Source organism: Curtobacterium sp. 260 (assembly GCF_030803485.1).
GTDB lineage: Bacteria > Actinomycetota > Actinomycetes > Actinomycetales > Microbacteriaceae > Curtobacterium.
In genome coordinates this window covers 16,649-41,482 of sequence record NZ_JAURUY010000003.1, presented here as the reverse complement: position 1 = coordinate 41,482, position 24,834 = coordinate 16,649, and the positions used below count along the sequence as shown (strand labels likewise).

The following is a 24,834-nucleotide window of genomic DNA, read 5'->3' as shown; positions in this document are numbered from 1 at the left end:
CTCACACCCCTCTCGGACGGTCGCCTCAGGACGGCCGTTCCTCGTCGTGCCCGGAGTCGCGCGTGTTGGTCGGAATCGTGGAGTTCCTCGGCTGGTTCGGAGCCGTAACCGTCCTCGCAGGTTACCTGCTGTTCTCACTGGGCAAGATCCCGAACGGGCCGCTCTACCAGTCCCTCAACCTGGTCGGCGGCCTCTCCGTCGCCGTCAACGTCGCTGCGCACCACGCGATCCCGTCGACGATCGTGAACGGCATCTGGGCGGTCATCGCGGTGGTCGTCCTGGTCAGGATGGGCCGCGCACGTCGGGCCGCCCGGAACCAGGCGTCGGCCCTGCCGAGCGCGTCGGCCCTGCCGAGCGCGTCGGCCCTGCCGACGGCGCCGGTCCTGCACAGCGAGCCGCCGACGACGACGGCGGTCCTGCCGGTCGTCGGGCCGGCCCTGCGCGACCACGAGGCGGAGCCGGGGGAGCACGACCGCGGCGAGTCGCGCCTCCAGGACGGCACCGTGACGGCCCCCGTCGCTCCCATGACGGAGTCCGTCCCCGTCATCACGGCGACGATCGCACTCGCGCTCGTCGCGGCCGCGCAGCACCAGGCGACCCAGGGCGGCCCCGCGCAGCACCACGTGGCTCAGGACGACTCGGCGCAGCACCGGGCGACCCAGGCCGGCTCCGCGCAGCACCAGGCGACCCAGGGCAGCCCCGCAGCGCAGGGACCCCAGCACGCGCAGGAGCACGCCGCACGGTGACGTGACGGCGCCGCAACCCGCCACCCAGGGTGCCCGGCAGTAGCATCGAGCCATGTCCCGGTGGCTGATCGCGACGATGACGTCGGTCCTCTTCATCGCGCTCGTCATCGCGGTGACGGGCTTCGAAGCCCTGCTCGCCGACGTCGAGGCGATCCCACAGCCGGACGCGAGTCCCTACCTCGGCCCCACGATGGTGGTCGCGGCGGCCGCGGTCGTGTTCCTCGCCACCGCCGCGGGCATCCGCGAGGGCAACCCGGGCGTCACCGGGCTCGTCGCCGCTGCCGGTACGTACCTCGTCATGCTCGGCACGGGTGCGGTCGGGTACTCGATGACGCGGGGCGACGGTACCGAGCTCCTCGTGTTCCCGGCGGGGTCCGCGTTGAGCCCGTTCGTCGTGGGGTCCGTCGTCGTGGCGCTGCTCTGCGTCGTCGGCGGCGTCTCCGCCGCCCGCTACCAGGCCCGGCAGCGTCCGGCGGGCGCGACCCGCGGCGTGGAAGGCGACCGCCGCTAGGGGTCACCCGCGCGCTCGGCGCCCCCCGGCCGTCGCGCGCCGTGCATGCGTGCGCCCCCCCCCGACCCCGCCCCGACTCCGACTCCGACCCGCGCTCCACAGCGCCGGCCACAGCCCCGGTCCCGCGGCGCCGGTCGGCGGTAGGATCCGGGAGCACGCAACAGGCACGACGGGGGACGCATGACCGACCATGAGCCGGACGGGTGGGCACGTGTCCCGCACGTCGACACGATCCGCGGTACGCATGAAGCACCGGTCCCGGCGGCCGTCCCCGTTGCACGACGGCCTCGTCGCCGGATGCGCCGCGGCGCACTGGTCGGGATCATCGCCGGCGGTGCCGCCGTGGTGCTGCTGCTCGCGACGGGGGTCGTCGGGTACGCGCTCCAGTCCTCCTCGCACTCGGCCGACCGGCCGGTGCGGGCCTTCCTCGACGACCTGTCCGCCGGTCACGTCGACGACGCGCTGCGCCTGGCAGGTGTGGACCACGACGACGAGGACGTCCTGCTCACCGATGCCGCCTACGCGAAGGCGACCGACCGGGTCACCGGGTACCGCATCGCTGCCACGCGCACCGACGGCGACACCGCGACCGTGCGTGCCTACCTCCGTCAGGGCGGCCGGGACGTCGCCTCCACCTTCACGCTCGACCGCACGGGGACCGACTGGGGGGTCTTCCCGGTGTGGGAGCTCGAGGCCCCCGACCTCGGCCGGGTGCAGGTCTCGGTGCGCGGCCCCGGCGGGACCCCGGTCGAGGTCGCCGGTCAGCGCGTCCGGACGTCCGACGACGGCATCGCGAACCTGACCGCGCTGCCCGGGACGTACGACGTGACCGTCGACGGCGGGAAGTGGTTCACGGCAGAGCGCGCCTCCGCTCGCGTCCCCGGGTTCAGCGGGACCGGTTCGGTGCCGGTGTCCTTGACGACGGAGCTCACCGACGACGGCAAGCAGGCCGCGCAGCAGGCGGTGGACCGCTGGGTGGACGGCTGCATCGCCTCCACCGACCCCGCCCCCGCGGGCTGCAGCTTCTACGCCTACGGCGAGGACCCGGCGTACACCTACACCAACCAGAAGTGGACGCTCGAGCAGCGCCCGGAGGTCGCGGTCGGCGGTTGGCTGTCGCGCGGGTGGACGATCTCGACGACGACGCTCGGCCGCGCCACCTTCACCGCGGACATCTCCGGACCCGACGGCGTCGGCACGGCCACGGCGGGGCCGATGAACGTGAACGCGAGCGGGTACGTGTCGGGCTTCTCCGACGACGGCGCCACCTTCGAGTCCGCCGTCGGGAACGGGTCGTCGGACTCGGGTTCCTGACGCGGACCGGCCCGGACCCGCGGTCGACGGCCGGGAGGCCCGCCCCGCCTCCGCCGCGACTGGTGCGGTCCGGTACGGGGCCGGCCTGGCGCGTCGGCGGGTCGCTCGGAGCGCGACGCGCCCGGATTGATTTCGCCGTGTGACGCGGGTAGTCTCTACCGGGTGTGCGCTCTCGGGCGCGCCCGAAATCCCGGGTCACCCTCGTCGTCCTCGACGAGACCGTACCGGGTCATCCATCCCACGACCTCCCCTCCGCCGTCAGGCGGTGATCAGCATGGGATGAGGAAGCCGACGGAAGGCGTCGGCCAGAACACGAGCGAAGAACCAGGAGAACAGTTGCCTACCATCCAGCAGCTCGTTCGCAAGGGTCGTACGCCCAAGGTCGTCAAGACCAAGGCGCCGGCACTGAAGGCGAACCCCCAGCAGCGTGGTGTCTGCACCCGCGTCTACACCACCACCCCCAAGAAGCCGAACTCGGCCCTGCGCAAGGTCGCTCGTGTCAAGCTCTCGAACGGCACCGAGGTCACGGCCTACATCCCCGGTGAGGGCCACAACCTGCAGGAGCACTCGATGGTGCTCGTCCGCGGCGGTCGTGTGAAGGACCTCCCCGGTGTGCGCTACAAGATCATCCGCGGTGCCCTGGACACCCAGGCCGTCAAGAACCGTAAGCAGGCCCGCAGCCGCTACGGCGCGAAGAAGGGTTGAGTTAGATGCCTCGTAAGGGTCCCGCCCCGAAGCGTCCCGTCGTCGCCGACCCGGTGTACGGCGCGCCGATCGTCTCGCAGCTCGTCAACAAGATCCTCCTGGACGGCAAGAAGGGCCTCGCCGAGCGCATCGTCTACGATGCACTCGAGGGCGTCACCGCCAAGAACCAGCAGGACGCCGTCGCGACGCTGAAGAAGGCGCTCGACAACGTCCGTCCGACCCTCGAGGTCCGCAGCCGCCGCGTCGGTGGCTCGACCTACCAGGTCCCGGTCGAGGTCAAGCCGCACCGCGCGAACACCCTCGCGCTCCGCTGGCTCACCTCGTACGCCAAGGCCCGTCGCGAGAAGACGATGACCGAGCGTCTCATGAACGAGATCCTCGACGCGTCGAACGGTCTCGGTGCCGCGGTCAAGCGCCGTGAGGACACGCACAAGATGGCCGAGTCGAACAAGGCCTTCGCCCACTACCGCTGGTAAGTCCGGCGCTGGTAGTCCCGGCTCCGGGTGGGTGCCGGCGGTCATGAACCGTCGGCGCCCGCCCGGACGCCAACCTCTCCTACAACTCTTCCGGAGGAACCTGTGGCACAGGACGTGCTCACCGACCTGAACAAGGTCCGCAACATCGGCATCATGGCGCACATCGATGCCGGCAAGACCACGACGACCGAGCGCATCCTGTTCTACACGGGCATCACGCACAAGATCGGTGAGGTCCACGACGGCGCCGCGACGATGGACTGGATGGCGCAGGAGCAGGAGCGCGGCATCACGATCACGTCGGCCGCGACGACCTGCTTCTGGGACAACAACCAGATCAACATCATCGACACCCCCGGTCACGTGGACTTCACGGTCGAGGTGGAGCGCTCGCTCCGCGTCCTCGACGGTGCCGTCGCCGTCTTCGACGGCAAGGAGGGCGTCGAGCCCCAGTCCGAGACCGTGTGGCGTCAGGCGGACAAGTACGACGTCCCGCGCATCTGCTTCGTCAACAAGATGGACAAGCTCGGCGCTGACTTCTACTTCACCGTCGACACGATCATCAACCGCCTCGGTGCGGAGCCGCTCGTGCTCCAGCTCCCGATCGGTGCCGAGAACGACTTCGTCGGCGTCATCGACCTCATCGAGATGCACGCCAAGGTCTGGCCCGGCGACGCCAAGGGTGACGTGACCATGGGCGCCCAGTACGAGGTCCAGGAGATCCCGGCTGACCTCCAGGACCGCGCCGAGGAGTACCGCGCGAAGCTGATCGAGCGTGTCGCCGAGACCGACGACGCCCTGCTCGAGAAGTTCTTCGGTGGCGAGGAGCTCACCAAGGACGAGATCAAGGGCGCGATCCGCAAGCTCACGATCGCCTCCGAGGTCTACCCCGTCCTCTGCGGCTCGGCCTTCAAGAACCGCGGCGTCCAGCCGATGCTCGACGCGGTCATCGACTACCTCCCGTCCCCGCTCGACGTGCCGCCGATGATCGGCCACGACGTCAAGGACGAGGAGAAGGAGATCATCCGCAAGCCCGACGCCACCGAGCCGTTCTCGGCCCTGGCGTTCAAGGTCGCGGTGCACCCCTTCTTCGGTCGTCTGACCTACGTCCGCGTGTACTCCGGCTCGATCGAGTCCGGTGCCCAGGTCATCAACTCGACCAAGGGCAAGAAGGAGCGCATCGGCAAGATCTTCCAGATGCACTCCAACAAGGAGAACCCGGTCGACAACGTCACCGCCGGTCACATCTACGCGGTCATCGGCCTCAAGGACACCACCACCGGTGACACCCTGTGCGACCCGTCGGACCAGGTCGTCCTCGAGTCGATGACGTTCCCGGAGCCGGTGATCGAGGTCGCCATCGAGCCGAACACGAAGGCTGACCAGGAGAAGCTCTCCACGGCCATCCAGAAGCTCGCGGAAGAGGACCCGACGTTCCGCGTCGAGCTCAACGCCGAGACCGGTCAGACGACGATCAAGGGCATGGGCGAGCTCCACCTCGACATCCTCGTCGACCGCATGAAGCGCGAGTTCAAGGTCGAGGCGTCCGTCGGCAAGCCGCAGGTGGCCTACCGCGAGACCCTGACCAAGGTCGTCGAGCGCTACGACTACACGCACAAGAAGCAGACCGGTGGTTCCGGCCAGTTCGCGAAGGTGCAGATCGCCCTCGAGCCGATGGAAGTCACGGCCGAGAAGGTCTACGAGTTCGAGAACGCCGTCACCGGTGGTCGCGTCCCGCGTGAGTACATCCCGTCGGTCGACGCCGGTATCCAGGACGCCATGCAGGTCGGCATCCTCGCCGGGTACCCGACCGTCGGCGTGAAGGCCATCCTCAAGGACGGCGCGGCGCACGACGTCGACTCGTCCGAGATGGCGTTCAAGATCGCCGGTTCCATCGCCTACAAGGAGGCCGCCCGCAAGGCCGGCCCCGCCATCCTCGAGCCGATCATGGCCGTCGAGGTGCGTACTCCCGAGGAGTACATGGGCGACGTCATCGGTGACCTGAACTCCCGTCGTGGCCAGATCGCCTCGATGGAGGACGCCTCGGGCGTCAAGGTGGTCCGCGCGAGCGTGCCGCTGTCCGAGATGTTCGGCTACGTCGGGGACCTCCGGTCCAAGACCTCTGGTCGTGCGGTCTACTCGATGACCTTCGAGACCTACAGCCAGGTCCCGGCCAAGGTCGCCGAGGAGATCATCGCGAAGAACAGCGGAGAGTAACGCTCCGGCGTTCTCTCCACAGGCGAGGGTGCCCGGCGACGGGCCCCTCGTCACCAAGTACAGTTAGACACACACCCTGCTCGCCAACGGTCGTCAGACCGGGGGCGTGCTCTCCGAGTCCTGAGGAGGACCCACAGTGGCCAAGGCCAAGTTCGAGCGGACCAAGCCGCACGTCAACATCGGAACCATCGGTCACGTCGACCACGGCAAGACCACGCTCACGGCGGCGATCACCAAGGTTCTGCACGACCAGTACCCGGACCTCAACGAGGCCCGTGACTTCGCTCAGATCGACAGCGCTCCCGAGGAGCGCGACCGCGGCATCACGATCAACATCTCCCACGTCGAGTACCAGACCGACAAGCGCCACTACGCGCACGTCGACGCTCCGGGTCACGCCGACTACGTGAAGAACATGATCACCGGTGCGGCGCAGATGGACGGCGCGATCCTCGTGGTCGCCGCCACCGACGGCCCGATGCCCCAGACGCGTGAGCACGTGCTGCTCGCCCGCCAGGTCGGCGTCCCCTACATCGTCGTCGCGCTGAACAAGTCCGACATGGTGGACGACGAGGAGATCCTGGAGCTCGTCGAGCTCGAGGTCCGTGAGCTCCTCGGCTCGCAGGAGTTCGACGAGGACGCCCCCGTCGTGCAGGTCTCGGCGCTCAAGGCGCTCGAGGGCGACGAGAAGTGGGTCAAGTCCGTCCAGGACCTGATGTCCGCCGTCGACGAGAACGTCCCGGACCCGGTGCGCGCCACCGACCAGCCGTTCCTCATGCCGATCGAGGACGTCTTCACGATCACCGGTCGTGGCACCGTCGTCACCGGTCGTGTCGAGCGTGGCACGCTGGACCTCAACTCCGAGGTCGAGATCGTCGGCATCCGCGCGACGCAGAAGACCACGGTCACGGGCATCGAGATGTTCCGCAAGCTGCTGGACAAGGCTGAGGCGGGCGACAACACCGGTCTCCTCATCCGTGGCCTCAAGCGCGAGGACGTCGAGCGCGGCCAGGTCGTCGTGAAGCCGGGTTCGGTCACGCCGCACACCGAGTTCAAGGCGAACGCGTACATCCTGACCAAGGAAGAGGGCGGTCGTCACAACCCGTTCTACGCGAACTACCGTCCGCAGTTCTACTTCCGCACCACGGACGTCACCGGCGTCATCACGCTGCCCGAGGGCACCGAGATGGTCATGCCCGGCGACACCGTCGCCATGTCGGTCGAGCTGATCCAGCCGATCGCGATGGAGGCCGGCCTGCGCTTCGCCATCCGTGAGGGTGGCCGCACGGTCGGCGCCGGTACGGTCGAGGAGATCGTCAAGTAACTCCCGGTTCTCCGGAAGACACTGCGCCAGCGGGGTCGGGCCTTCGGGTCCGGCCCCGCTTCGTCGTTCCCGGCGGACCTCTGGGCTCCTCCGGGAGCGTTCCCGGTGACGGGTCCCAGGCGCTGACGGGCAACATCGTCGGAGTGACCCGTCTCCGCCGCTCCGCGACCAACGGTCGTGGCTACCACCGTGTCCGCAGCGGTAAGGGCTTCTCGTACCGCGACCCGGACGGGAAGACCGTCACGGACGAGGTCGTCCGGCAGCGCCTCGAGGACCTCGTGATCCCGCCGGCCTGGGACGACGTGTGGATCTCGCCGTACGAGAACGGGCACATCCTCGCGACCGGCAAGGACGGCGTCGGCCGCCGCCAGTACATGTACCACCCCGGCTGGCGCGAGCGGATGGACCGCATCAAGTACGACCGCGCGCTGGCCCTGGCGGAGTCGCTGCCGTCCGCACGACGGATGGTCACGCAGGACCTGCGACGGCCCGAGCCCGACCGCCGACGTGCCCTCGCCGCGGCCTTCCGGATGCTCGACCAGGGCTCGCTCCGGGTCGGGTCCGAGCGGTACGCCACCGAGCACGGCAGCCGCGGGCTGTCGACGCTGCTCTGTGCGCACGCGCACGTGTCGGGCGACGACATCGAGCTCGACTTCCCGGGCAAGAGCGGCCAGGAGTGGTCCTCGACCATCCACGACCACGACCTCGCGCGGGTCATCGCCGGGATGAAGCGGCGTGGCCCGAACGCCCGCCTGCTGTCGTTCCGCGACGGACGGGGTGCGGAGTGGGAGCCCCTCGCCGCCGAGGACATCAACGAGTACGTGAAGGAGCGCGCCGGCGACGAGTTCACGGCGAAGGACTTCCGCACCCTGCACGGCACGGTGGCCGCCGCCGTGGACCTCGCGCGCACCGGCCCCCAACCCAGCGAGGCGAAGCGCAAGAAGGCCGTCTCGCACGCCGTGAAGGCCGCGAGCGAGGAGCTGGGCAACACGCCGACCGTGTGCCGGCAGAGCTACATCGACCCGCGGCTGCTCGACGCGTACCAGCACGGCGAGACCATCGACCCCGAGCGCCTGCACGCAGCCGAGTCCGAGGTGCGTGCCCTGCTCTACCGACAGTGACGGAAGGGGGCGGATCATGACGTACGGTTGGACACCGTGCCCGACCTCCCCCACCCGGGCACGGAAGGACCCCTCCCAGTCGTGACCGACGAGTGCATCCACGGTTTCCCCACCGAGCTCTGCGACATCTGCTCCCCCCGACAGGCCGAGGTGCCTGCCGTCCCCACCACGCCGACGCCCCGTCGGACCCGCATCACCACCGACCTCCGCTCCACTCCGGCGCCCGCGCGCGGCTCGTCGTCGCTCCGGTCTCCCGCGGCTCCCGAGCTGCCGGAGCCCCGCGTCTTCGCGTCGCTCCGCGCGCACCACGCCACCCACGTCGACAACCTGTCGTCGATCGTCGCCGAGGGTGCGATCCTCGCTGCCGACGCGGCCGCCCCGGTCGTCGACGTCAGCTCGGCCGAGACGCGGGCCGCCCGCGCCGAGGCGAGTGCTCCCGACGGCGGACCCGTCTCCGGGCACGTGCCCTTCACCCTCTCGCCCGACGCCACCCGCTGGGACGAGCTCCGTCACGGTGCCGAGGGCACCCGGTGGTCGGACGCCGCCCGCCGCACCCGCGCGACCGAGTACGTCGTGCTCGTCGTGCCGGTGTCCGCGTTCGGCGCGTCGGTGATCGTGGCCGACCAGGACGCCGACGCCGACGACGTGCGGTTCGCCGTCGGTCCCGAGGCCGCGACGAACCTGATCCGCCGGACCGACTTCACCGACCCGGACATGCACGGGCTCGAGCTGCTCGCCGGTCCCCGGGTGCCGTTCTCGTCCGTCGCCGTGATCGGTGTGCCGAACGACCGCGTCCGACAGCAGGTCAAGTCGCTGCTCGCGCAGCACCGGGTCACCGGGCCCCGCGTCGCGGTCTTCCCGCCCTGGTTCGTCCCGCCCGTGCCCGAGGAGTTCTGACCGGGTCGGACGACCCCCCCCCACCATCGTGCCCGCTCGGCCTCGCCGAGCGGGCACGATCGGTTCCACAGGACTGGAGGGGCTGCCCGGTCCTCCACCGCGCCGTGCCGAGCGGGCCGCTTCCGTCGCGCTCGGCACCTCGACCCGACCGATCCCGCCCACTCGGCGCGCACCGCGCGGCGTGTCCTGCCCGCTCGCGGAGCGACGGGGCCGCACCGGCGCCCGCCGGAGCAGCGCCGGCGTGACCGATCCGGCCGCCGGAAGCGCTGCCGCGAGCACACCGGGCACCTCGGGAACGCGCCCGACGCGCCCGGGGTGCGCCGTGCCTCCAGGCCGACCGGAACCCCGCCGTTCCGGGGGAGCGAGCCGCTCCGCGCCCCACGAAATCCGACGACACGCCCGGGTTGCACGCACGGACGTGCTGTGCGAGACTTGTCCGGTTCCGAATTCCGCGGGCGTTCGCGCGCGCAGGATCACTGCTCTGGCAGTGCACAACCCCTCCGTCCAGCGGAGCTGGGTTGGGCCGCAGGCAGCAGAACACGATCGAGTCCCTCGTGAGCGCCTGGCCACTGCTGTGTCCAGGTGTGGGGGAAGCGACATGCCCACGCTGGACGGCCACGGTCGCCCTGCGCGGTTGACAGGAGAACAGCGGTCATCCCCCGAGGATGCGGCCGGTTGGTTCAGGAAAACAGCCAAGCCCTGCAGGAATGCACGGTGACGGCGGCGTCAGGCGGCCCGAGGGTGCGCGGCGCAGAGAGGACAGAGAGACACATGGCGGGACAGAAGATCCGCATCCGGCTCAAGTCGTACGACCACGAGGTCATCGACACGTCGGCCCGGAAGATCGTCGACACGGTGACCCGTGCCGGTGCGACCGTGGTCGGCCCGGTGCCGCTCCCCACCGAGAAGAACGTGGTCACCGTGATCCGTTCGCCCCACAAGTACAAGGACTCGCGCGAGCACTTCGAGAAGCGCACGCACAAGCGGGTCATCGACATCGTCGACCCGACGCCGAAGGCCGTCGACTCGCTCATGCGACTCGACCTCCCGGCTGACGTCAACATCGAGATCAAGCTGTAAGGGGGACCGACCAATGGCGAACTCAACCAAGACCGTCAAGGGCCTCCTCGGCAAGAAGCTCGGGATGACCCAGGTGTGGGACGAGAACAACAAGTTCATCCCCGTCACCGTGATCGAGGTCGGCCCGAACGTGGTCACCCAGATCCGCAACGTCGAGCGCGACGGCTACGAGGCGATCCAGATCGCCGCCGGTGCCATCGACCCGCGCAAGGTGAACAAGCCGGCCGCCGGCCACTTCGAGGCTGCCGGTGTGACCCCGCGTCGCACCCTCACCGAGATCCGCACCAACGACTCCGCCGAGTACACGCTCGGCCAGGAGCTCACCGTCGACACCTTCGAGGCCGGCCAGAAGGTCGACGTCGTCGGGACGTCGAAGGGCAAGGGCTTCGCCGGTGTCATGAAGCGCCACGGCTTCGCCGGTGTGTCCGCTTCGCACGGTGCCCACCGCAACCACCGCAAGCCCGGTTCGATCGGTGCTTCGTCGACCCCGTCACGTGTCTTCAAGGGCATGCGCATGGCCGGCCGCATGGGTGGCGAGCGCGTGACCGTCCTCAACCTCACGGTGCACGCCGTCGACGCCGAGAAGGGTCTGCTGCTCGTCAAGGGCGCCGTCCCCGGTGCGCGCGGTCGCTCCGTCTTCGTCCGCACCGCCGTGAAGGGTAAGTGATCATGGCCACCGAGACCGCAACCACGATCGACGTCCTCGACGCGACCGGAGCCGTCGCCGGCAGCATCGAGCTGCCCGCCGCGCTCTTCGACGTCGAGACCAACGTCCCGCTGATCCACCAGGTCGTCACTGCGCAGCTCGCCGCCGCGCGTCAGGGCACCCACAAGACCAAGAACCGCGGCGAGGTCCGCGGTGCTGGTCGCAAGCCGTTCAAGCAGAAGGGCACCGGCCGCTCCCGTCAGGGTTCGGTCCGCGCTCCGGAGCACACCGGCGGTGGCGTCGTCCACGGACCGACCCCGCGCGACTACTCGCAGCGCACCCCGAAGAAGATGATCGCCGCAGCCCTGCTCGGCTCGCTCTCGGACCGCGCCCGCGGTGGCCGCATCTCCGCTGTCGAGTCCTTCGTCGCGGCCGAGGTGCCGTCGACCAAGACCGCTCGCACGCTCATCGAGAAGGTCGCGCCCGTCAAGAACGTGCTCGTCGTGCTCGAGTCGGACGACGAGCTCACGCTCAAGTCGATCCGCAACCTGCCGGGTGTCCACGCACTCTCGTACGGCCAGCTCAACGCCTACGACGTGCTCAAGTCGGATGCCCTCGTCTTCAGCAAGAGCGCACTCGACGCCTTCATCGCGTCGAAGACCGCGAAGGAGATCTCCGCATGAGCGGCTTCAACAAGGACCCGCGCGACATCATCATCTCGCCGGTCGTCTCGGAGAAGAGCTACGGCCTGATCGACCAGGGCAAGTACACGTTCATCGTGGACCCCCGTTCGAACAAGACCGAGATCAAGCTCGCCATCGAGAAGATCTTCGACGTCAAGGTCGCGAGCATCAACACGCTGAACCGTCCGGGCAAGACCCGTCGCACGAAGTTCGGCCTGGGCAAGCGCAAGGACACCAAGCGCGCCATCGTGACGCTCAAGTCCGGTTCGATCGACATCTTCACGGCTGTCGGCTGAGGACCAGAGGGATAAATCATGGCTATTCGTAACTACAAGCCGACGACCCCCGGTCGTCGCGGCTCGTCGGTCGCCGACTTCGCTGAGATCACCCGTTCGACGCCGGAGAAGTCGCTGCTTCGTCCGCTGCCGAAGACCGGTGGCCGCAACAGCTCGGGCCGCATCACCACCCGCCACATCGGTGGTGGCCACAAGCGCCAGTACCGCGTGATCGACTTCCGTCGTCACGACAAGGACGGCGTGGACGCCAAGGTCGCACACATCGAGTACGACCCGAACCGCACCGCGCGCATCGCGCTCCTGCACTACGTCGACGGCACGAAGCGTTACATCATCGCGCCGAACAAGCTCAAGCAGGGCGACGTCATCGAGCAGGGCCCCGGCGCCGACATCAAGCCCGGCAACAACCTGCCGCTGCGCAACATCCCCGTGGGTACGGTCATCCACGCGATCGAGCTCCGCCCCGGTGGCGGCGCGAAGATGGCGCGTTCGGCCGGTGCCTCGGTCCGTCTCGTCGCCAAGGACGGCCCCTACGCGCAGCTCCGCCTGCCGTCGGGCGAGGTCCGCAACGTCGACGCCCGCTGCCGCGCCACGATCGGCGAGGTCGGCAACGCCGAGCAGTCCAACATCAACTGGGGCAAGGCCGGCCGCATGCGCTGGAAGGGCGTCCGCCCGACCGTGCGTGGTGTCGCGATGAACCCGGTCGACCACCCGCACGGTGGTGGTGAGGGCAAGACGTCCGGTGGTCGTCACCCGGTCAGCCCCTGGGGCCAGGCCGAGGGTCGTACGCGCAAGCCGAACAAGCCGAGCGACAAGCTCATCGTCCGTCGCCGTAACGCCGGCAAGAAGCGCAAGTAGGAGTTCAGAAGATGCCACGCAGTCTGAAGAAGGGCCCCTTCGTCGACGAGCACCTGCTCCGCAAGGTCGTCACGCAGAACGAGGCCAACACCAAGAACGTGATCCGTACCTGGTCGCGTCGCTCGATGATCGTCCCGAACATGCTCGGACACACGATCGCCGTGCACGACGGCCGCAAGCACATCCCGGTGTTCGTCACCGAGTCGATGGTCGGTCACAAGCTCGGCGAGTTCGCGCCGACCCGCACCTTCCGTGGTCACGTGAAGGACGACAAGAAGGGCCGTCGCCGCTAACGCGGCGACGCAGAGGAGGAACGAAATGGTGGAGTCGATCGCACGCGTGCGACACATCCGCGTCACGCCTCAGAAGGCCCGTCGCGTCATCGAGCTGATCCGCGGCAAGCAGGCCCACGAGGCCCTCGCCATCCTGAAGTTCGCCCCCCAGGGCGCTTCGGAGCCCGTGTACAAGCTGGTCGCCTCGGCGATCGCGAACGCACGTGTCAAGGCGGACTCGACGAACAGCTTCCTCGACGAGCGCGACCTCTACGTGAGCCGCGTCTTCGTCGACGAGGGCACGACCCTGAAGCGGTTCCAGCCGCGTGCCCAGGGCCGCGCCTTCCGCATCAACAAGCGCACCAGCCACATCACGGTCGTCCTCGCGACGCCGGACGAGGCCGAGGCTGCCGCGACGAGCAAGAAGGCGAGCAAGTAATGGGCCAGAAGGTCAACCCGTACGGCTTCCGTCTCGGGATCACGACGGACCACGTCTCGCACTGGTTCACCGACAGCACGAAGGCCGGTCAGCGCTACGCCGACTACGTGGCCGAGGACATCAAGGTGCGCGAGTACCTGAAGAAGACCCTCGACCGCGCCGGTGTCGCCCGCATCGAGCTCGAGCGCACCCGTGACCGCGTCCGCGTGGACATCCACACCGCGCGTCCGGGCATCGTCATCGGTCGCCGTGGCGCCGAGGCGGAGCGCGTCCGTGGCGAGCTCGAGAAGCTCACCAAGAAGCAGATCCAGCTCAACATCCTCGAGGTCAAGAACCCCGAGACCGAGGCCCAGCTCGTCGCGCAGGGCATCGCCGAGCAGCTCTCCGCTCGTGTCGCGTTCCGTCGCGCCATGCGCAAGGGCCTGCAGGGTGCACAGCGCGCCGGCGCCAAGGGTGTCCGCATCCAGGTGTCGGGCCGTCTCGGCGGCGCCGAGATGTCCCGCTCGGAGTTCTACCGCGAGGGCCGCGTGCCCCTGCACACGCTCCGCGCGAACATCGACTACGGCTTCTACGAGGCCCGGACCACGTTCGGCCGCATCGGCGTGAAGGTCTGGATCTACAAGGGCGACATCACGAACAAGGAGCTCGCTCGCGAGCAGGCGAACCAGCGTTCGTCGCGCCCCGAGCGTCGTGGCGGCCCGCGTGGCGAGCGCGGCGACCGTGGGGACCGCCGTGGCGGCGACCGCGGCGGCCGTCAGCAGCAGGCTCCGCAGGACGCGCCGGCCGGCGCAGGAGTTGAGGCGTAACCATGCTTATCCCCCGTCGAGTCAAGCACCGCAAGCAGCACCACCCGAAGCGTTCGGGCCAGGCGACGGGCGGCACCAAGGTGTCGTTCGGCGACTTCGGCATCCAGGCGCTCACGCCCGCCTACGTGACCAACCGTCAGATCGAGTCCGCTCGTATCGCCATGACGCGTCACATCAAGCGTGGCGGCAAGGTCTGGATCAACATCTACCCGGACCGCCCGCTCACCAAGAAGCCGGCTGAGACCCGCATGGGTTCCGGTAAGGGCTCGCCCGAGTGGTGGGTCGCCAACGTCAAGCCGGGTCGTGTGCTCTTCGAGCTCTCCGGCGTCAGCGAGGACATCGCCCGTGAGGCGCTGACCCGTGCAATCCACAAGCTGCCCCTCAAGGCACGCATCATCAAGCGCGAGGAGGGCGACGCATAATGGCGATCGGTTCCAAGGAGCTCCGTCCGACGGAGCTCGACACCTTCGAGAACGAGCGTCTCGCTGACGAGCTGAAGAAGGCCAAGGAGGAACTCTTCAACCTCCGCTTCCAGTCGGCCACCGGCCAGCTGGAGAGCCACGGTCGTCTCCGCGCCGTCAAGCGCGACATCGCACGCATCTACACGGTCCTCCGTGAGCGCGAGCTCGGCATCCGTGCCACCCCCGCGCCCGTCGAGACCGCCACCAAGGCCAAGAAGACGAAGAAGGCTGACAAGCCCGCCGAGTCGACCGAGGCCGCTACCGCCGAGGAGAACTGATGGCGAACGAAGAGAACAACTCCGCCGCCTCGACCCGCGGCTACCGCAAGACGCGTCGCGGCTACGTGACGAGCGACAAGATGGACAAGACCATCGTGGTCGAGGTCGAGGACCGCGTGAAGCACGCGCTCTACGGCAAGATCATCCGTCGCACGTCCAAGGTGAAGGCGCACGACGAGCTCGGCACCGCCGGTGTCGGCGACCTCGTCGTGATCAGCGAGACCCGTCCCCTCAGCGCCTCCAAGCGCTGGCGCCTGGTCGAGATCCTCGAGAAGGCCAAGTAGGCCCCGGCCTGCTTCGGAATAGGAGACAGCAGTGATTCAGCAGGAATCCCGCCTGAAGGTCGCCGACAACACGGGTGCCAAGGAGATCTTGACCATCCGCGTGCTCGGTGGCTCGGGTCGTCGCTACGCCGGCCTCGGTGACGTCATCGTCGCCACGGTGAAGGACGCCATCCCCGGCGGCAACGTGAAGAAGGGTGACGTCGTCAAGGCGGTCATCGTTCGCACCAAGAAGGAGACCCGTCGTCAGGACGGCTCCTACATCAAGTTCGACGAGAACGCGGCAGTGATCCTCAAGGCCGACGGCGACCCGCGCGGTACGCGCATCTTCGGGCCGGTCGGTCGTGAGCTCCGTGACAAGAAGTTCATGAAGATCATCTCGCTCGCGCCGGAGGTGCTGTAAGCCATGGCGAACATCAAGAAGGGTGACCTCGTCCAGGTCATCACGGGAGCCAAGCAGGAGCGTGGCGGCGACCGTGGCAAGCAGGGCAAGGTCATCGAGGTCCTCAAGGACAAGAACCGTGTCGTCGTCGAGGGCGTGAACTTCGTCACGAAGCACGTCCGCGTCGGCCAGACGCAGCGCGGGTCGAAGACCGGTGGCGTCGAGCAGCACGAGGCTCCGATCCACGTGTCGAACGTCGCCATCGTCGACCCGAAGACCAAGAAGCCGACCCGCGTCGGTTTCCGCATCGAAGAGGTGGAGAAGGACGGCGTCAAGAAGACCGTCCGCGTCCGCTACGCCAAGAAGTCGGGTGAGAAGCTCTGATGACCGACACGACTGCCGCGCCGGAGACCAAGGTCGAGCCGCGCCTCAAGCAGAAGTACAAGAACGAGATCAAGGCTGCCCTCACCGAGCAGTTCGGGTACGCGAACGTCAACCAGGTCCCCGGCCTGGTCAAGGTCGTCGTGAACACCGGTGTCGGTGAAGCAGCTCGTGACTCGAAGGTCATCGAGGGGGCCGTCAAGGACCTCACGGCGATCACGGGTCAGAAGCCGGTCGTGACGAAGGCCCGCAAGTCCATCGCGCAGTTCAAGCTGCGTGAGGGCCAGGCCATCGGCGCGCACGTCACCCTCCGTGGTGACCGCGCGTGGGAGTTCATCGACCGCCTCGTCACCCTCGCACTGCCCCGCATCCGCGACTTCCGCGGTCTCAGCGACAAGCAGTTCGACGGCAACGGCAACTACACGTTCGGTCTCACGGAGCAGTCGATGTTCCACGAGATCGACCAGGACCGCATCGACCGCGTGCGTGGCTTCGACATCACCGTCGTGACCACCGCGAAGACGGACGACGAGGGCCGCGCGCTGCTCCGCCAGCTCGGCTTCCCGTTCCGTTCGGCCGACCAGACGGTCTAAGCTAGTCCGGGCGCTGCGGGCCGGAGGATTGACGTCCTCCGGCCCGCACGCACGAACACCGGCCGACGGCGACAGCCGCCGGCCCCCAGGTCTCCGGGATCCGCTCGGAGACCACCCGATCGCTCAGGTCGGCATTCGTGGAACGGGTGTCGAAACCAGGCGAAGAATGGACGACCATCATGACGATGACCGATCCGGTCGCAGACATGCTGACCAGATTGCGGAACGCGAACTCGGCGCACCACGACGCCGTCTCGCTCCCCAGCTCCAAGCTGAAGAAGAACATCGCCGAGATCCTCAAGCGCGAGGGTTACATCAGCGAGTGGAAGATCGAGGACGCCCGCGTCGGGCAGACCCTCACGATCGACCTGAAGTACGGCCCCGAGCGCGAGCGTTCGATCGCCGGCATCAAGCGCGTCTCGAAGCCCGGTCTCCGGGTCTACGCGAAGTCGACGGAGCTCCCCCAGGTCCTCGGTGGCCTCGGCGTGGCGATCCTCTCGACCTCGTCGGGACTGCTCACCGACCGTGAAGCCGAGCAGAAGGGCGTGGGTGGGGAAGTCCTCGCCTACGTGTGGTGATCGACAATGTCTCGAATCGGACGTCTTCCCATTGACATCCCCGCGGGTGTGACCGTCGCCATCGACGGCCAGACCGTCGCGGTCAAGGGCCCGAAGGGCGAGCTCGCGCTCACCGTCGCCGAGCCCATCCAGGCCAAGGTCGAGGAGAACCAGGTCCTCGTCACCCGTCCGGACGACGAGCGCAGCTCGCGTGCGCTGCACGGCCTGACCCGCACCCTCATCGCGAACAACATCGTCGGCGTGACCCAGGGCTACTCCAAGGGCCTCGAGGTCGTCGGTACCGGTTACCGCGTCGCGGCGAAGGGCAGCAACGTCGAGTTCGCGCTCGGCTACTCCCACCCCATCACGGTCGAGCCGCCGGCGGGCATCAGCTTCGCCGTCGAGGGCAACAACAAGCTCACCGTGTCGGGCATCGACAAGCAGGCCGTCGGCGAGGTGGCTGCCAACATCCGCAAGCTGCGCAAGCCCGAGCCCTACAAGGGCAAGGGTGTCCGCTACGCGGGCGAGATCGTGCGCCGCAAGGCCGGAAAGTCAGGTAAGTGATCATGGCTCTCGGTATCCGAGGAAAGAGCAAGTCGGCCGCCAAGGCGCGCCGGCACAACCGTCTCCGCAAGAAGATCACCGGCACCGAGGCGCGTCCGCGTCTCGCCGTCACCCGTTCGTCGCGTCACGTGTTCGTCCAGGTCATCGACGACGCGAAGGGCCACACCCTGGCCAGCGCATCGACGATGGAGGCCGACCTCCGTTCGTTCGACGGCGACAAGACGGCCAAGGCCCGTCGCATCGGCGAGCTCGTCGCCGAGCGTGCGAAGGCCGCTGGCGTCGAGGCCGTGGTCTTCGACCGCGGTGGGAGCAAGTACGCCGGTCGCGTCGCCGCGATCGCCGATGGTGCCCGTGAAGGAGGGCTGAACCTGTGAGCGACATCGCGAACAACAACGAAGCGGCCGAGACCGAGACCGCTGCTGCGACGGAGACCGTCGCCAAGGCCGCGGCCGGCAAGGAAGCGGAAGCCCCTGCCGTCGCCGAGCGTCCGGTCGAGACCGCCGCGGGCTCCGCGTCGAACAACCGCGACAACGCCGACCAGCGCGGCCGTCGTGGTGGCGGGCGTGACCGTCAGCAGGGTCGTGACCGCAACAACCGCGGTGGCGACAGCCAGTTCCTCGAGCGCGTGGTGACCATCAACCGCGTGTCGAAGGTCGTCAAGGGTGGTCGTCGCTTCAGCTTCACGGCGCTCGTCGTCGTCGGTGACGGCAACGGCCTCGTCGGTGTCGGCTACGGCAAGGCGAAGGAAGTCCCCACCGCGATCTCGAAGGGCGTCGAGGAGGCGAAGAAGAACTTCTTCCGCGTCCCGCGCGTCGGCAACACCATCCCGCACCCGGTGCAGGGTGAGGCCGCTGCCGGTGTCGTGCTCCTGCGTCCGGCCGCTGCCGGTACCGGTGTCATCGCCGGTGGTCCGGTCCGCGCCGTGCTCGAGTGCGCCGGCATCCACGACGTCCTGAGCAAGTCGCTCGGCTCGTCGAACACCATCAACATCGTGCACGCGACCGTCGAGGCGCTGCAGCAGCTCGAGGAGCCCCGCGCGGTCGCGAGCCGTCGTGGCCTCGACGTCGACCGGGTCGTCCCGGCCCGTCTGCTCCACGCCGAGGCTGCGGCGCTGCGTGCCGCGACCGAGAAGGCAGGTGCGTGATGGCGATGCTGAAGATCACGCAGACGAAGTCCGTTATCAGCGAGAAGCAGTACCAGCGCGACACCCTGCGCAGCCTGGGCCTCAAGCGCATCGGCCGTACGGTCCTGCGTGAGGACAACGCCCAGAACCGCGGGTACATCGCGACGGTGGCGCACCTCGTGAAGGTCGAGGAGGTCGACGCATGAGCGACGAGAAGAACGAGCGGGTCCAGGTGCTGAAGCTGCACCACCTCCGTCCGGCTGCCGGTTCCAAGAAGGACCGCACCCGTGTCGGCCGTGGTGAGGGCTCGAAGGGCAAGACCGCCGGCCGTGGTACCAAGGGCCAGAAGGCTCGTTACCAGGTCAAGGTCGGCTTCGAGGGTGGGCAGATGCCGCTGCACATGCGCACCCCGAAGCTCCGCGGGTTCAAGAACCCGTTCCGCGTCGAGTACCAGGTCGTGAACCTGGACAAGATCGCGGAGCTCTACCCCAACGGTGGCGACGTCACCGTCGCGGACCTGGTCGCCAAGGGCGCCGTCCGCAAGAACGAGAAGGTCAAGGTTCTCGGTCAGGGTGACATCAGCGTGAAGCTCACGGTCTCGGTCGACAAGGTCTCGGCGTCCGCCGCCGAGAAGATCGTGGCTGCTGGCGGAACCGTCTCCCAGTAACCCCCGTCGGCGGCCCGTGCGTTTGCGCACGGGCCGCCGTTACGGTTTCCTTGACAGTGGCTGACGTCCGTCGGCCAGGTCGGCGCTGCCGATCGACACCGTGAAGACCCCGATCGGGTCGCCGGTCCCAGAAGTTCGGAGTCCTCGTGTTCAGAGCGGTCGCGCGCATCATGCGCACCCCAGATCTTCGCAAGAAGATCGGCTTCACCCTCGCGATCATCGCGCTGTTCCGTCTCGGGTCGTACATCCCCGCGCCGTTCGTCGACTACGCCGCCGTGCAGAGCTGCCTGGCGAGCGCCGGCTCCTCGGGTGGGCTCTACGACCTCATCAACCTCTTCTCCGGCGGCGCGCTGCTGAAGCTGTCGGTCTTCGCGCTCGGCATCATGCCGTACATCACGTCGTCGATCATCGTGCAGCTCCTGCGCGTGGTGATCCCGCACTTCGACGCCCTCTACAAGGAGGGCCAGTCCGGCCAGGCGAAGCTGACGCAGTACACGCGCTACCTCACCATCGCGCTCGGTGTCCTGCAGTCGACCACCCTCATCACGGTCGCGCGCTCGGGTGCCCTCTTCGGCACGAACGCGTCGGCGTCCTGCTCGTCGATCATCTCGAACGACAGCTGGTACGCGATCATGCTCATGGTCGTCACGCTGACCGCCGGTACCGGCCTGATCATGTGGATGGGCGAGCTCGTCACCGAGCGCGGCATCGGCAACGGCATGTCGCTGCTCATCTTCACGTCCATCGCCGCGCAGTTCCCGTCGGCCCTGTGGGCGATCGAGCAGTCGCAGTCCTTCGAGCTCTTCCTGTTCGTCATCCTCGTCGGTCTGGTCATCATGATGGCCGTCGTCTTCGTCGAGCAGTCGCAGCGACGCATCCCGGTGCAGTACGCCAAGCGCATGGTCGGGCGCCGCACCTACGGCGGCAACAACACCTACATCCCGATCAAGGTGAACATGGCCGGCGTCGTGCCCGTCATCTTCGCCTCGTCGCTGCTGTACCTGCCGGCCCTGGTCGCGCAGTTCAACCAGCCCTCGGACGGCTCGGAGCCGGCCGCCTGGGTGACCTGGATCCAGAACAACCTGACCTCGGGTGACAACTGGTTCTACATGGTCCTGTACTTCCTGCTCATCGTCGGGTTCACGTACTTCTACGTCGCGATCACCTTCAACCCCGAAGAGGTCGCCGACAACATGAAGAAGTACGGCGGCTTCATCCCGGGCATCCGGGCCGGCCGTCCGACGGCCGAGTACCTCGACTTCGTCCTGACCCGGGTGACGTTGCCCGGCTCGCTCTACCTCGGTCTCATCGCGCTCATCCCGCTGGCAGCACTGGCGCTGTTCGGCGCGAACCAGAACTTCCCGTTCGGCGGCGCGAGCATCCTCATCATCGTGGGTGTCGGTCTCGAGACCGTGAAGCAGATCGACTCGCAGCTGCAGCAACGTCACTACGAAGGGCTTCTCCGTTGAGCGCACGCCTCATCATCGTCGGACCTCCCGGAGCCGGGAAGGGCACCCAGGCCGGTCGCATCGCGGAGGGCTTCGGCGTCCCCGCGATCTCCACGGGTGACATCTTCCGCAAGAACGTCTCCGAGGGCACGCCGTTGGGCGTGCAGGCCAAGGCGATCATGGACGCGGGGAACTACGTCCCCGACGAACTGACGAACGAGCTCGTCAAGTCGCGCCTCGCCGAGCCGGACGCCGAGCAGGGCTTCCTGCTCGACGGCTACCCCCGCACGGTGGGCCAGGTCGAGTACCTCGACGCGCTGCTCGCGGAGCAGGGCGCCGGGATCGACGCCGTGGTGCAGCTCGTCGCCGACCAAGACGCGCTCGTCGCGCGGCTCCTGAAGCGCGCCGAGGACCAGGGGCGCAGCGACGACAACGAGGAGACCATCCGGCGTCGCCAGGAGGTCTACACGGAGCAGACCGCGCCGATCGTCGCGGCGTACGCCGAGCGCGGTCTCGTGGTCGACGTGGACGGCCTCGGCGGCATCGACGAGGTCGGGGACCGCATCCAGGCGGCGCTCAGCTCGCGCGGCCTCACCGCGGGCGTCTGACACCCCTCGTGCGTCGTCGCAAGCCCTCGATCTACAAGTCGCCGGAGGAGCTCCGCGCGATGCTCCGTCCCGGATTGCTCACCGAGGCCGCGCTCGTCGCGGTCCGTGCTGCGATCCGCCCGGGCGTCACCACGGGCGAGCTCGACGCGATCGCCGAGCGGACGATCCGCGAGGGCGGTGGCGTCCCGAACTTCCAGCTCGTCCCGGGCTACCGGCACACCCTGTGCGTGTCCGTGAACGACGAGATCGTCCACGGGATCCCCGGCGACCGCGTACTCGAGCCGGGCGACATCGTCTCGGTCGACGCCGGTGCGGAGGTCGACGGGTGGAACGGTGACAGCGCCTTCACGACGGTGCTCCCCGGCGGCGACGCTCCCGTGACGGCGGCGCGCCAGACGCTCTGCGACACCACGGAGCGCTCGCTCTGGCACGGCATCGCGGCGCTCGCACACGCGCGGAACCTCAACGAGGTGGGCGCGGTGATCGAGGACGCCATCGACGAGACGGGCGCCTGGGGCATCGTCGAGGACTTCACGGGGCACGGGATCGGACGGTCGATGCACGAGGACCCGCCCGTCTTCAACTACCGGGTCCGCGGTGCCGGTCCGGCGGTCCGGCCCGGTCTGGTCGTGGCGATCGAACCGATGGTGACGGCCGGGACGATCGACAGCTCCACGGACGACGACGACTGGACGATCAGGACCCTCGACGGATCCGACGCGGCGCACTGGGAGCACTCGGTGGCCGTGCACGCCGAGGGCATCTGGGTGCTCACCGCATCGGACGGCGGCGCCTCCGGCCTCGTGCCGCTCGGCGTCACGCCCGTCCCCGTCCCGTAGGGCGACCGGACGCGTCCGGTCCGTGACCGGTGACCGCGCGGTCGGCCGGGAGGCGCGGTGCGACTCCGCGCACCGGCCCGGTCACCGACGACGGCCGGGCCGACGCCGGCACCGCTCCGCGCGCGACCGCGCCGGTCCCCGACGGGCTGAGTTCCCGACGGGTTCAGTCCCCGACGCGCTCAGTTCCCGACGGTGCAGGTCTGCTCGGACGCCGACTGGCCGGAGATGCTCGAGGGCAGTGGGGTCGCCGTCGGCGTCCCGGCATCGGTCGCCGCACCCGTGGGCGTCCCGGTCGCAGCTCCGCTCGCCGCATCGTCCCCCGCGGCCGGCGCGTCGGACGACGGTGCGTCGCTCCCCGGGGTGCCCGCCGCGGTCGGGGACTCCTCCGACGCCCGGCCGGTGGACGAGTCGCTCAGCGAGGTCTTGCGGTCCTGCTGCAGCACGACGTTGAGGTCGTGCGCCGCCGCCTCGTCGACGAGCACGTGCGCGGTGTCGGAGGGGTCGTCGACGACCGGGTACTGCACGAACAGCATGTCCGAGGTGCTCATGCCCCGCAGGGTCGAGGCGAGTCCGACGAGGGTGCGGGTCTGCGCCAGGCCGTCGGAGAGCGTCATGTTCGACAGCGCCGCACCGGCCAGCTTGTAGAGGGTCACCGGGTTCGACAGGGTGCCGTCCGAGGTGACCTTCCGGAGCAGGGCGGACAGGAAGACCTGCTGGGAGCTGATGCGCGCGAGGTCGCTGCCGTCACCGACGCCGTGCCGGCTGCGCAGGAACGCGAGCGCGTCCTGGCCGGCGAGGGTGTGCTGACCGGCCGAGAGCTGCAGGCCGGTGTACGAGTCGTCGATGGGCTTCGCGACGCAGACGTCGACGCCGCCCACGGCGTTCGACATCTCGATCACCCCGTCGAAGGTGATGAGTCCGGCGTAGGGGATCGTCAGCCCGGTCAGGTTCTCGACCGTGTCCACGGCGCAGGAGATCCCACCGTGCCCGAGGGACTCGTTGATGAGCTCGCTGTCCACGGCCGGGTACGAGGTGCCCGTCTCGGGGTTCGTGCACGCCGGGATCGGGACCTTGAGGTCGCGGGGGAAGCTGACGGCCGTGAGCTGCTGGTGGTCCTGCGAGATGTGGACGAGGATCGTGACGTCGTTCCGGGCGCCCTCGACGTTCTCGTCCGAGTCGAACTGCCCGACGCGGGTGTCGCTGCCGAGGAGCAGGATGTTCGCGCCGCCCTGCATCGCCGTGATGTCGGCGGTCTCCGCGGTGTTCTGGTCGTCGGTGCTGAGCTCGACCGTGTGCGGTGCCGCGGCGAGCTGTGCGCCGGCGATCGCCGCGACGCTCGTGCCGCTGACCAGGACGACGGCGACCGTGGCCGCGACGGACCCCAGCAGCGTGCCCCAGCCGCGACGGCGCGGCAGTCGACCGTGACGGGCGAGGGGGCGGCGGGGCGCGTCAGGCACGTGGTCTCCGATCGGTTCTCCGGCGCGGGCGTCGGGGGGTCAGCGACGGCCAGGCTACGGCGACGGGCCCGTTCCGGACCTCGGAAGCGGCCGCTGATCCACTGTGGACCGTTCAGCTCCGGACGGCGAGCCCCAGACGGAGGGTCGCGGCCCGACCGGCACTTGGCAATCTGCGCCTGATCGCATAGGGTTGATCTTTGGTGTGTCATGCCCTTCGGCGTGGCGCCCGACCCGCAGACCGGCTCGGGGATCACACCGGTAATCCAACCAAGCGACAGTGAGGCTATGGCCAAGAAAGACGGCGTCATCGAGATCGAAGGCTCGGTGCTCGAAGCTCTGCCCAACGCGATGTTCCGCGTTGAGCTGACCAACGGACACAAGGTCCTCGCGCACATCTCCGGGAAGATGCGCCAGCACTACATCCGCATCCTCCCCGAGGACCGCGTGATCGTGGAGCTGAGCCCGTACGACCTGACCCGCGGCCGGATCGTCTACCGCTACAAGTGATCCGCGAGCTGGAAAGGAACGGCTCGGCGAACCCGCCGGGCACGAAGCCAGCGAGCAACAGGAAGCAATCATGAAGGTCAACCCCAGCGTCAAGCCCATCTGCGAGCACTGCCGTGTCATCCGCCGCAAGGGCCGCGTCATGGTGATCTGCAAGAGCAACCCGCGCCACAAGCAGCGCCAGGGCTGAGCTCCCAGCAGGACCCACAACTCAACACTGAACACGCAGTACCAGAACTCCGCCACTGACCTCGGTCGTCGGCGGGGGGACACCTCGGGGCGGAGGCCCGGGCACCGGTA

The 24,834-nt window shown here is 68.6% G+C and carries 35 protein-coding genes; 34 read left to right on the top strand and 1 reads right to left on the bottom strand.

Annotated features, from left to right (window positions below):
* Positions 1-62: 62 nt before the first annotated feature.
* From J2X59_RS04625 to map, 32 genes are all read left to right on the top strand, one after another.
* The gene (locus J2X59_RS04625) at positions 63-746 is read left to right on the top strand and encodes a CBU_0592 family membrane protein (protein WP_326495846.1); all 684 of its coding nucleotides are present in this window, start codon (positions 63-65) and stop codon (positions 744-746) included.
* 52 nt (positions 747-798) lie between these two features.
* Positions 799-1,257, top strand: a complete 459-nt coding sequence (locus J2X59_RS04620; RefSeq protein ID WP_326495845.1) for a DUF6121 family protein — start codon at positions 799-801, stop codon at positions 1,255-1,257.
* Between the two features lie 180 nt (positions 1,258-1,437).
* Positions 1,438-2,571 carry a hypothetical protein gene (locus tag J2X59_RS04615; RefSeq protein WP_326495844.1) on the top strand — a complete coding sequence of 378 codons (1,134 nt, stop codon included), beginning with the start codon at positions 1,438-1,440 and terminating at the stop codon, positions 2,569-2,571.
* Positions 2,572-2,907: 336 nt separating this feature from the next.
* Positions 2,908-3,276, top strand: coding sequence for a 30S ribosomal protein S12 (gene rpsL, locus J2X59_RS04610; RefSeq protein ID WP_058728453.1), 369 nt, complete (start codon positions 2,908-2,910; stop codon positions 3,274-3,276).
* A gap of 5 nt (positions 3,277-3,281) precedes the next feature.
* Positions 3,282-3,752 carry a 30S ribosomal protein S7 gene (gene rpsG / locus J2X59_RS04605; protein WP_058742332.1) on the top strand — a complete coding sequence of 157 codons (471 nt, stop codon included), beginning with the start codon at positions 3,282-3,284 and terminating at the stop codon, positions 3,750-3,752.
* Positions 3,753-3,854: 102 nt separating this feature from the next.
* Positions 3,855-5,969 carry an elongation factor G gene (fusA, locus tag J2X59_RS04600; RefSeq protein ID WP_066657042.1) on the top strand — a complete coding sequence of 705 codons (2,115 nt, stop codon included), beginning with the start codon at positions 3,855-3,857 and terminating at the stop codon, positions 5,967-5,969.
* A gap of 136 nt (positions 5,970-6,105) precedes the next feature.
* The gene (gene tuf, locus J2X59_RS04595; protein WP_326495843.1) at positions 6,106-7,293 is read left to right on the top strand and encodes an elongation factor Tu; all 1,188 of its coding nucleotides are present in this window, start codon (positions 6,106-6,108) and stop codon (positions 7,291-7,293) included.
* Positions 7,294-7,436: 143 nt separating this feature from the next.
* Positions 7,437-8,414 (top strand): DNA topoisomerase IB, encoded by a 978-nt coding sequence (locus tag J2X59_RS04590; RefSeq protein WP_326495842.1) that lies wholly within the window; start codon positions 7,437-7,439, stop codon positions 8,412-8,414.
* A gap of 81 nt (positions 8,415-8,495) precedes the next feature.
* The gene (locus J2X59_RS04585; protein WP_066657034.1) at positions 8,496-9,311 is read left to right on the top strand and encodes a DarT ssDNA thymidine ADP-ribosyltransferase family protein; all 816 of its coding nucleotides are present in this window, start codon (positions 8,496-8,498) and stop codon (positions 9,309-9,311) included.
* A 771-nt stretch (positions 9,312-10,082) separates the two neighbouring features.
* On the top strand, positions 10,083-10,391 hold the full coding sequence (gene rpsJ, locus J2X59_RS04580) for a 30S ribosomal protein S10 (RefSeq protein WP_022903286.1): 309 nt from the start codon (positions 10,083-10,085) through the stop codon (positions 10,389-10,391).
* Between the two features lie 13 nt (positions 10,392-10,404).
* The gene (rplC, locus tag J2X59_RS04575) at positions 10,405-11,058 is read left to right on the top strand and encodes a 50S ribosomal protein L3 (protein WP_022903285.1); all 654 of its coding nucleotides are present in this window, start codon (positions 10,405-10,407) and stop codon (positions 11,056-11,058) included.
* Between the two features lie 2 nt (positions 11,059-11,060).
* On the top strand, positions 11,061-11,720 hold the full coding sequence (gene rplD / locus J2X59_RS04570; RefSeq protein ID WP_066657033.1) for a 50S ribosomal protein L4: 660 nt from the start codon (positions 11,061-11,063) through the stop codon (positions 11,718-11,720).
* On the top strand, positions 11,717-12,016 hold the full coding sequence (rplW, locus tag J2X59_RS04565; protein ID WP_058742338.1) for a 50S ribosomal protein L23: 300 nt from the start codon (positions 11,717-11,719) through the stop codon (positions 12,014-12,016). Before rplD ends, rplW begins: the two co-directional genes overlap by 4 nt.
* An 18-nt stretch (positions 12,017-12,034) precedes the next feature.
* Positions 12,035-12,874 carry a 50S ribosomal protein L2 gene (rplB, locus tag J2X59_RS04560; RefSeq protein ID WP_058728264.1) on the top strand — a complete coding sequence of 280 codons (840 nt, stop codon included), beginning with the start codon at positions 12,035-12,037 and terminating at the stop codon, positions 12,872-12,874.
* Between the two features lie 11 nt (positions 12,875-12,885).
* Entirely contained in the window at positions 12,886-13,167 is a 282-nt protein-coding gene (gene rpsS / locus J2X59_RS04555) for a 30S ribosomal protein S19 (protein ID WP_017885529.1), read from the top strand.
* 25 nt (positions 13,168-13,192) lie between these two features.
* A complete protein-coding gene (rplV, locus tag J2X59_RS04550) occupies positions 13,193-13,585 on the top strand; it encodes a 50S ribosomal protein L22 (protein WP_056121420.1) in 393 nt (130 codons plus the stop codon).
* Positions 13,585-14,391 (top strand): 30S ribosomal protein S3, encoded by an 807-nt coding sequence (gene rpsC, locus J2X59_RS04545; RefSeq protein WP_066657031.1) that lies wholly within the window; start codon positions 13,585-13,587, stop codon positions 14,389-14,391. Before rplV ends, rpsC begins: the two co-directional genes overlap by 1 nt.
* A gap of 2 nt (positions 14,392-14,393) precedes the next feature.
* Positions 14,394-14,813, top strand: a complete 420-nt coding sequence (gene rplP, locus J2X59_RS04540) for a 50S ribosomal protein L16 (protein ID WP_066657030.1) — start codon at positions 14,394-14,396, stop codon at positions 14,811-14,813.
* Positions 14,813-15,130: a 50S ribosomal protein L29 gene (gene rpmC / locus J2X59_RS04535; RefSeq protein WP_058728265.1), complete on the top strand. Its 318-nt coding sequence runs from the start codon at positions 14,813-14,815 to the stop codon at positions 15,128-15,130. The genes rplP and rpmC overlap by 1 nt, the downstream gene beginning before the upstream one ends.
* Positions 15,130-15,414, top strand: a complete 285-nt coding sequence (gene rpsQ, locus J2X59_RS04530) for a 30S ribosomal protein S17 (RefSeq protein WP_066657023.1) — start codon at positions 15,130-15,132, stop codon at positions 15,412-15,414. Before rpmC ends, rpsQ begins: the two co-directional genes overlap by 1 nt.
* Before the next feature lie 31 nt (positions 15,415-15,445).
* Positions 15,446-15,814, top strand: coding sequence for a 50S ribosomal protein L14 (rplN, locus tag J2X59_RS04525; RefSeq protein ID WP_017885523.1), 369 nt, complete (start codon positions 15,446-15,448; stop codon positions 15,812-15,814).
* A 3-nt stretch (positions 15,815-15,817) separates the two neighbouring features.
* A complete protein-coding gene (gene rplX, locus J2X59_RS04520; RefSeq protein ID WP_066657021.1) occupies positions 15,818-16,177 on the top strand; it encodes a 50S ribosomal protein L24 in 360 nt (119 codons plus the stop codon).
* Positions 16,177-16,767 (top strand): 50S ribosomal protein L5, encoded by a 591-nt coding sequence (gene rplE, locus J2X59_RS04515; protein ID WP_066657018.1) that lies wholly within the window; start codon positions 16,177-16,179, stop codon positions 16,765-16,767. Before rplX ends, rplE begins: the two co-directional genes overlap by 1 nt.
* 179 nt (positions 16,768-16,946) lie before the next feature.
* Positions 16,947-17,345 (top strand): 30S ribosomal protein S8, encoded by a 399-nt coding sequence (gene rpsH, locus J2X59_RS04510; RefSeq protein ID WP_065960021.1) that lies wholly within the window; start codon positions 16,947-16,949, stop codon positions 17,343-17,345.
* 6 nt (positions 17,346-17,351) lie between these two features.
* Positions 17,352-17,888, top strand: coding sequence for a 50S ribosomal protein L6 (gene rplF, locus J2X59_RS04505; RefSeq protein ID WP_066657016.1), 537 nt, complete (start codon positions 17,352-17,354; stop codon positions 17,886-17,888).
* Between the two features lie 2 nt (positions 17,889-17,890).
* Entirely contained in the window at positions 17,891-18,262 is a 372-nt protein-coding gene (gene rplR / locus J2X59_RS04500) for a 50S ribosomal protein L18 (RefSeq protein WP_066657014.1), read from the top strand.
* The gene (rpsE, locus tag J2X59_RS04495; protein WP_081985128.1) at positions 18,259-19,032 is read left to right on the top strand and encodes a 30S ribosomal protein S5; all 774 of its coding nucleotides are present in this window, start codon (positions 18,259-18,261) and stop codon (positions 19,030-19,032) included. Before rplR ends, rpsE begins: the two co-directional genes overlap by 4 nt.
* Entirely contained in the window at positions 19,032-19,217 is a 186-nt protein-coding gene (rpmD, locus tag J2X59_RS04490) for a 50S ribosomal protein L30 (protein WP_031273241.1), read from the top strand. Before rpsE ends, rpmD begins: the two co-directional genes overlap by 1 nt.
* Positions 19,214-19,678, top strand: a complete 465-nt coding sequence (gene rplO / locus J2X59_RS04485; protein ID WP_066657012.1) for a 50S ribosomal protein L15 — start codon at positions 19,214-19,216, stop codon at positions 19,676-19,678. The genes rpmD and rplO overlap by 4 nt, the downstream gene beginning before the upstream one ends.
* A 146-nt stretch (positions 19,679-19,824) precedes the next feature.
* Entirely contained in the window at positions 19,825-21,147 is a 1,323-nt protein-coding gene (gene secY / locus J2X59_RS04480; protein ID WP_066657008.1) for a preprotein translocase subunit SecY, read from the top strand.
* Positions 21,144-21,734, top strand: coding sequence for an adenylate kinase (locus tag J2X59_RS04475; protein WP_209684904.1), 591 nt, complete (start codon positions 21,144-21,146; stop codon positions 21,732-21,734). Before secY ends, J2X59_RS04475 begins: the two co-directional genes overlap by 4 nt.
* A 59-nt stretch (positions 21,735-21,793) precedes the next feature.
* Positions 21,794-22,573, top strand: coding sequence for a type I methionyl aminopeptidase (gene map / locus J2X59_RS04470; RefSeq protein WP_209684942.1), 780 nt, complete (start codon positions 21,794-21,796; stop codon positions 22,571-22,573).
* A 179-nt stretch (positions 22,574-22,752) separates the two neighbouring features.
* Here the strand turns inward: map and J2X59_RS04465 are convergent, their stop codons facing one another.
* On the bottom strand, positions 22,753-24,030 hold the full coding sequence (locus tag J2X59_RS04465; RefSeq protein ID WP_326495841.1) for an LCP family protein: 1,278 nt from the start codon (positions 24,028-24,030) through the stop codon (positions 22,753-22,755).
* A 285-nt stretch (positions 24,031-24,315) separates the two neighbouring features.
* Between J2X59_RS04465 and infA the strand changes: the two genes are divergently transcribed.
* Positions 24,316-24,537 (top strand): translation initiation factor IF-1, encoded by a 222-nt coding sequence (gene infA, locus J2X59_RS04460; protein ID WP_017885509.1) that lies wholly within the window; start codon positions 24,316-24,318, stop codon positions 24,535-24,537.
* Positions 24,538-24,607: 70 nt separating this feature from the next.
* Complete coding sequence (gene rpmJ / locus J2X59_RS04455; protein ID WP_022903266.1) at positions 24,608-24,724, top strand: 50S ribosomal protein L36; 117 nt, start codon at positions 24,608-24,610, stop codon at positions 24,722-24,724.
* Positions 24,725-24,834 lie beyond the last annotated feature (110 nt).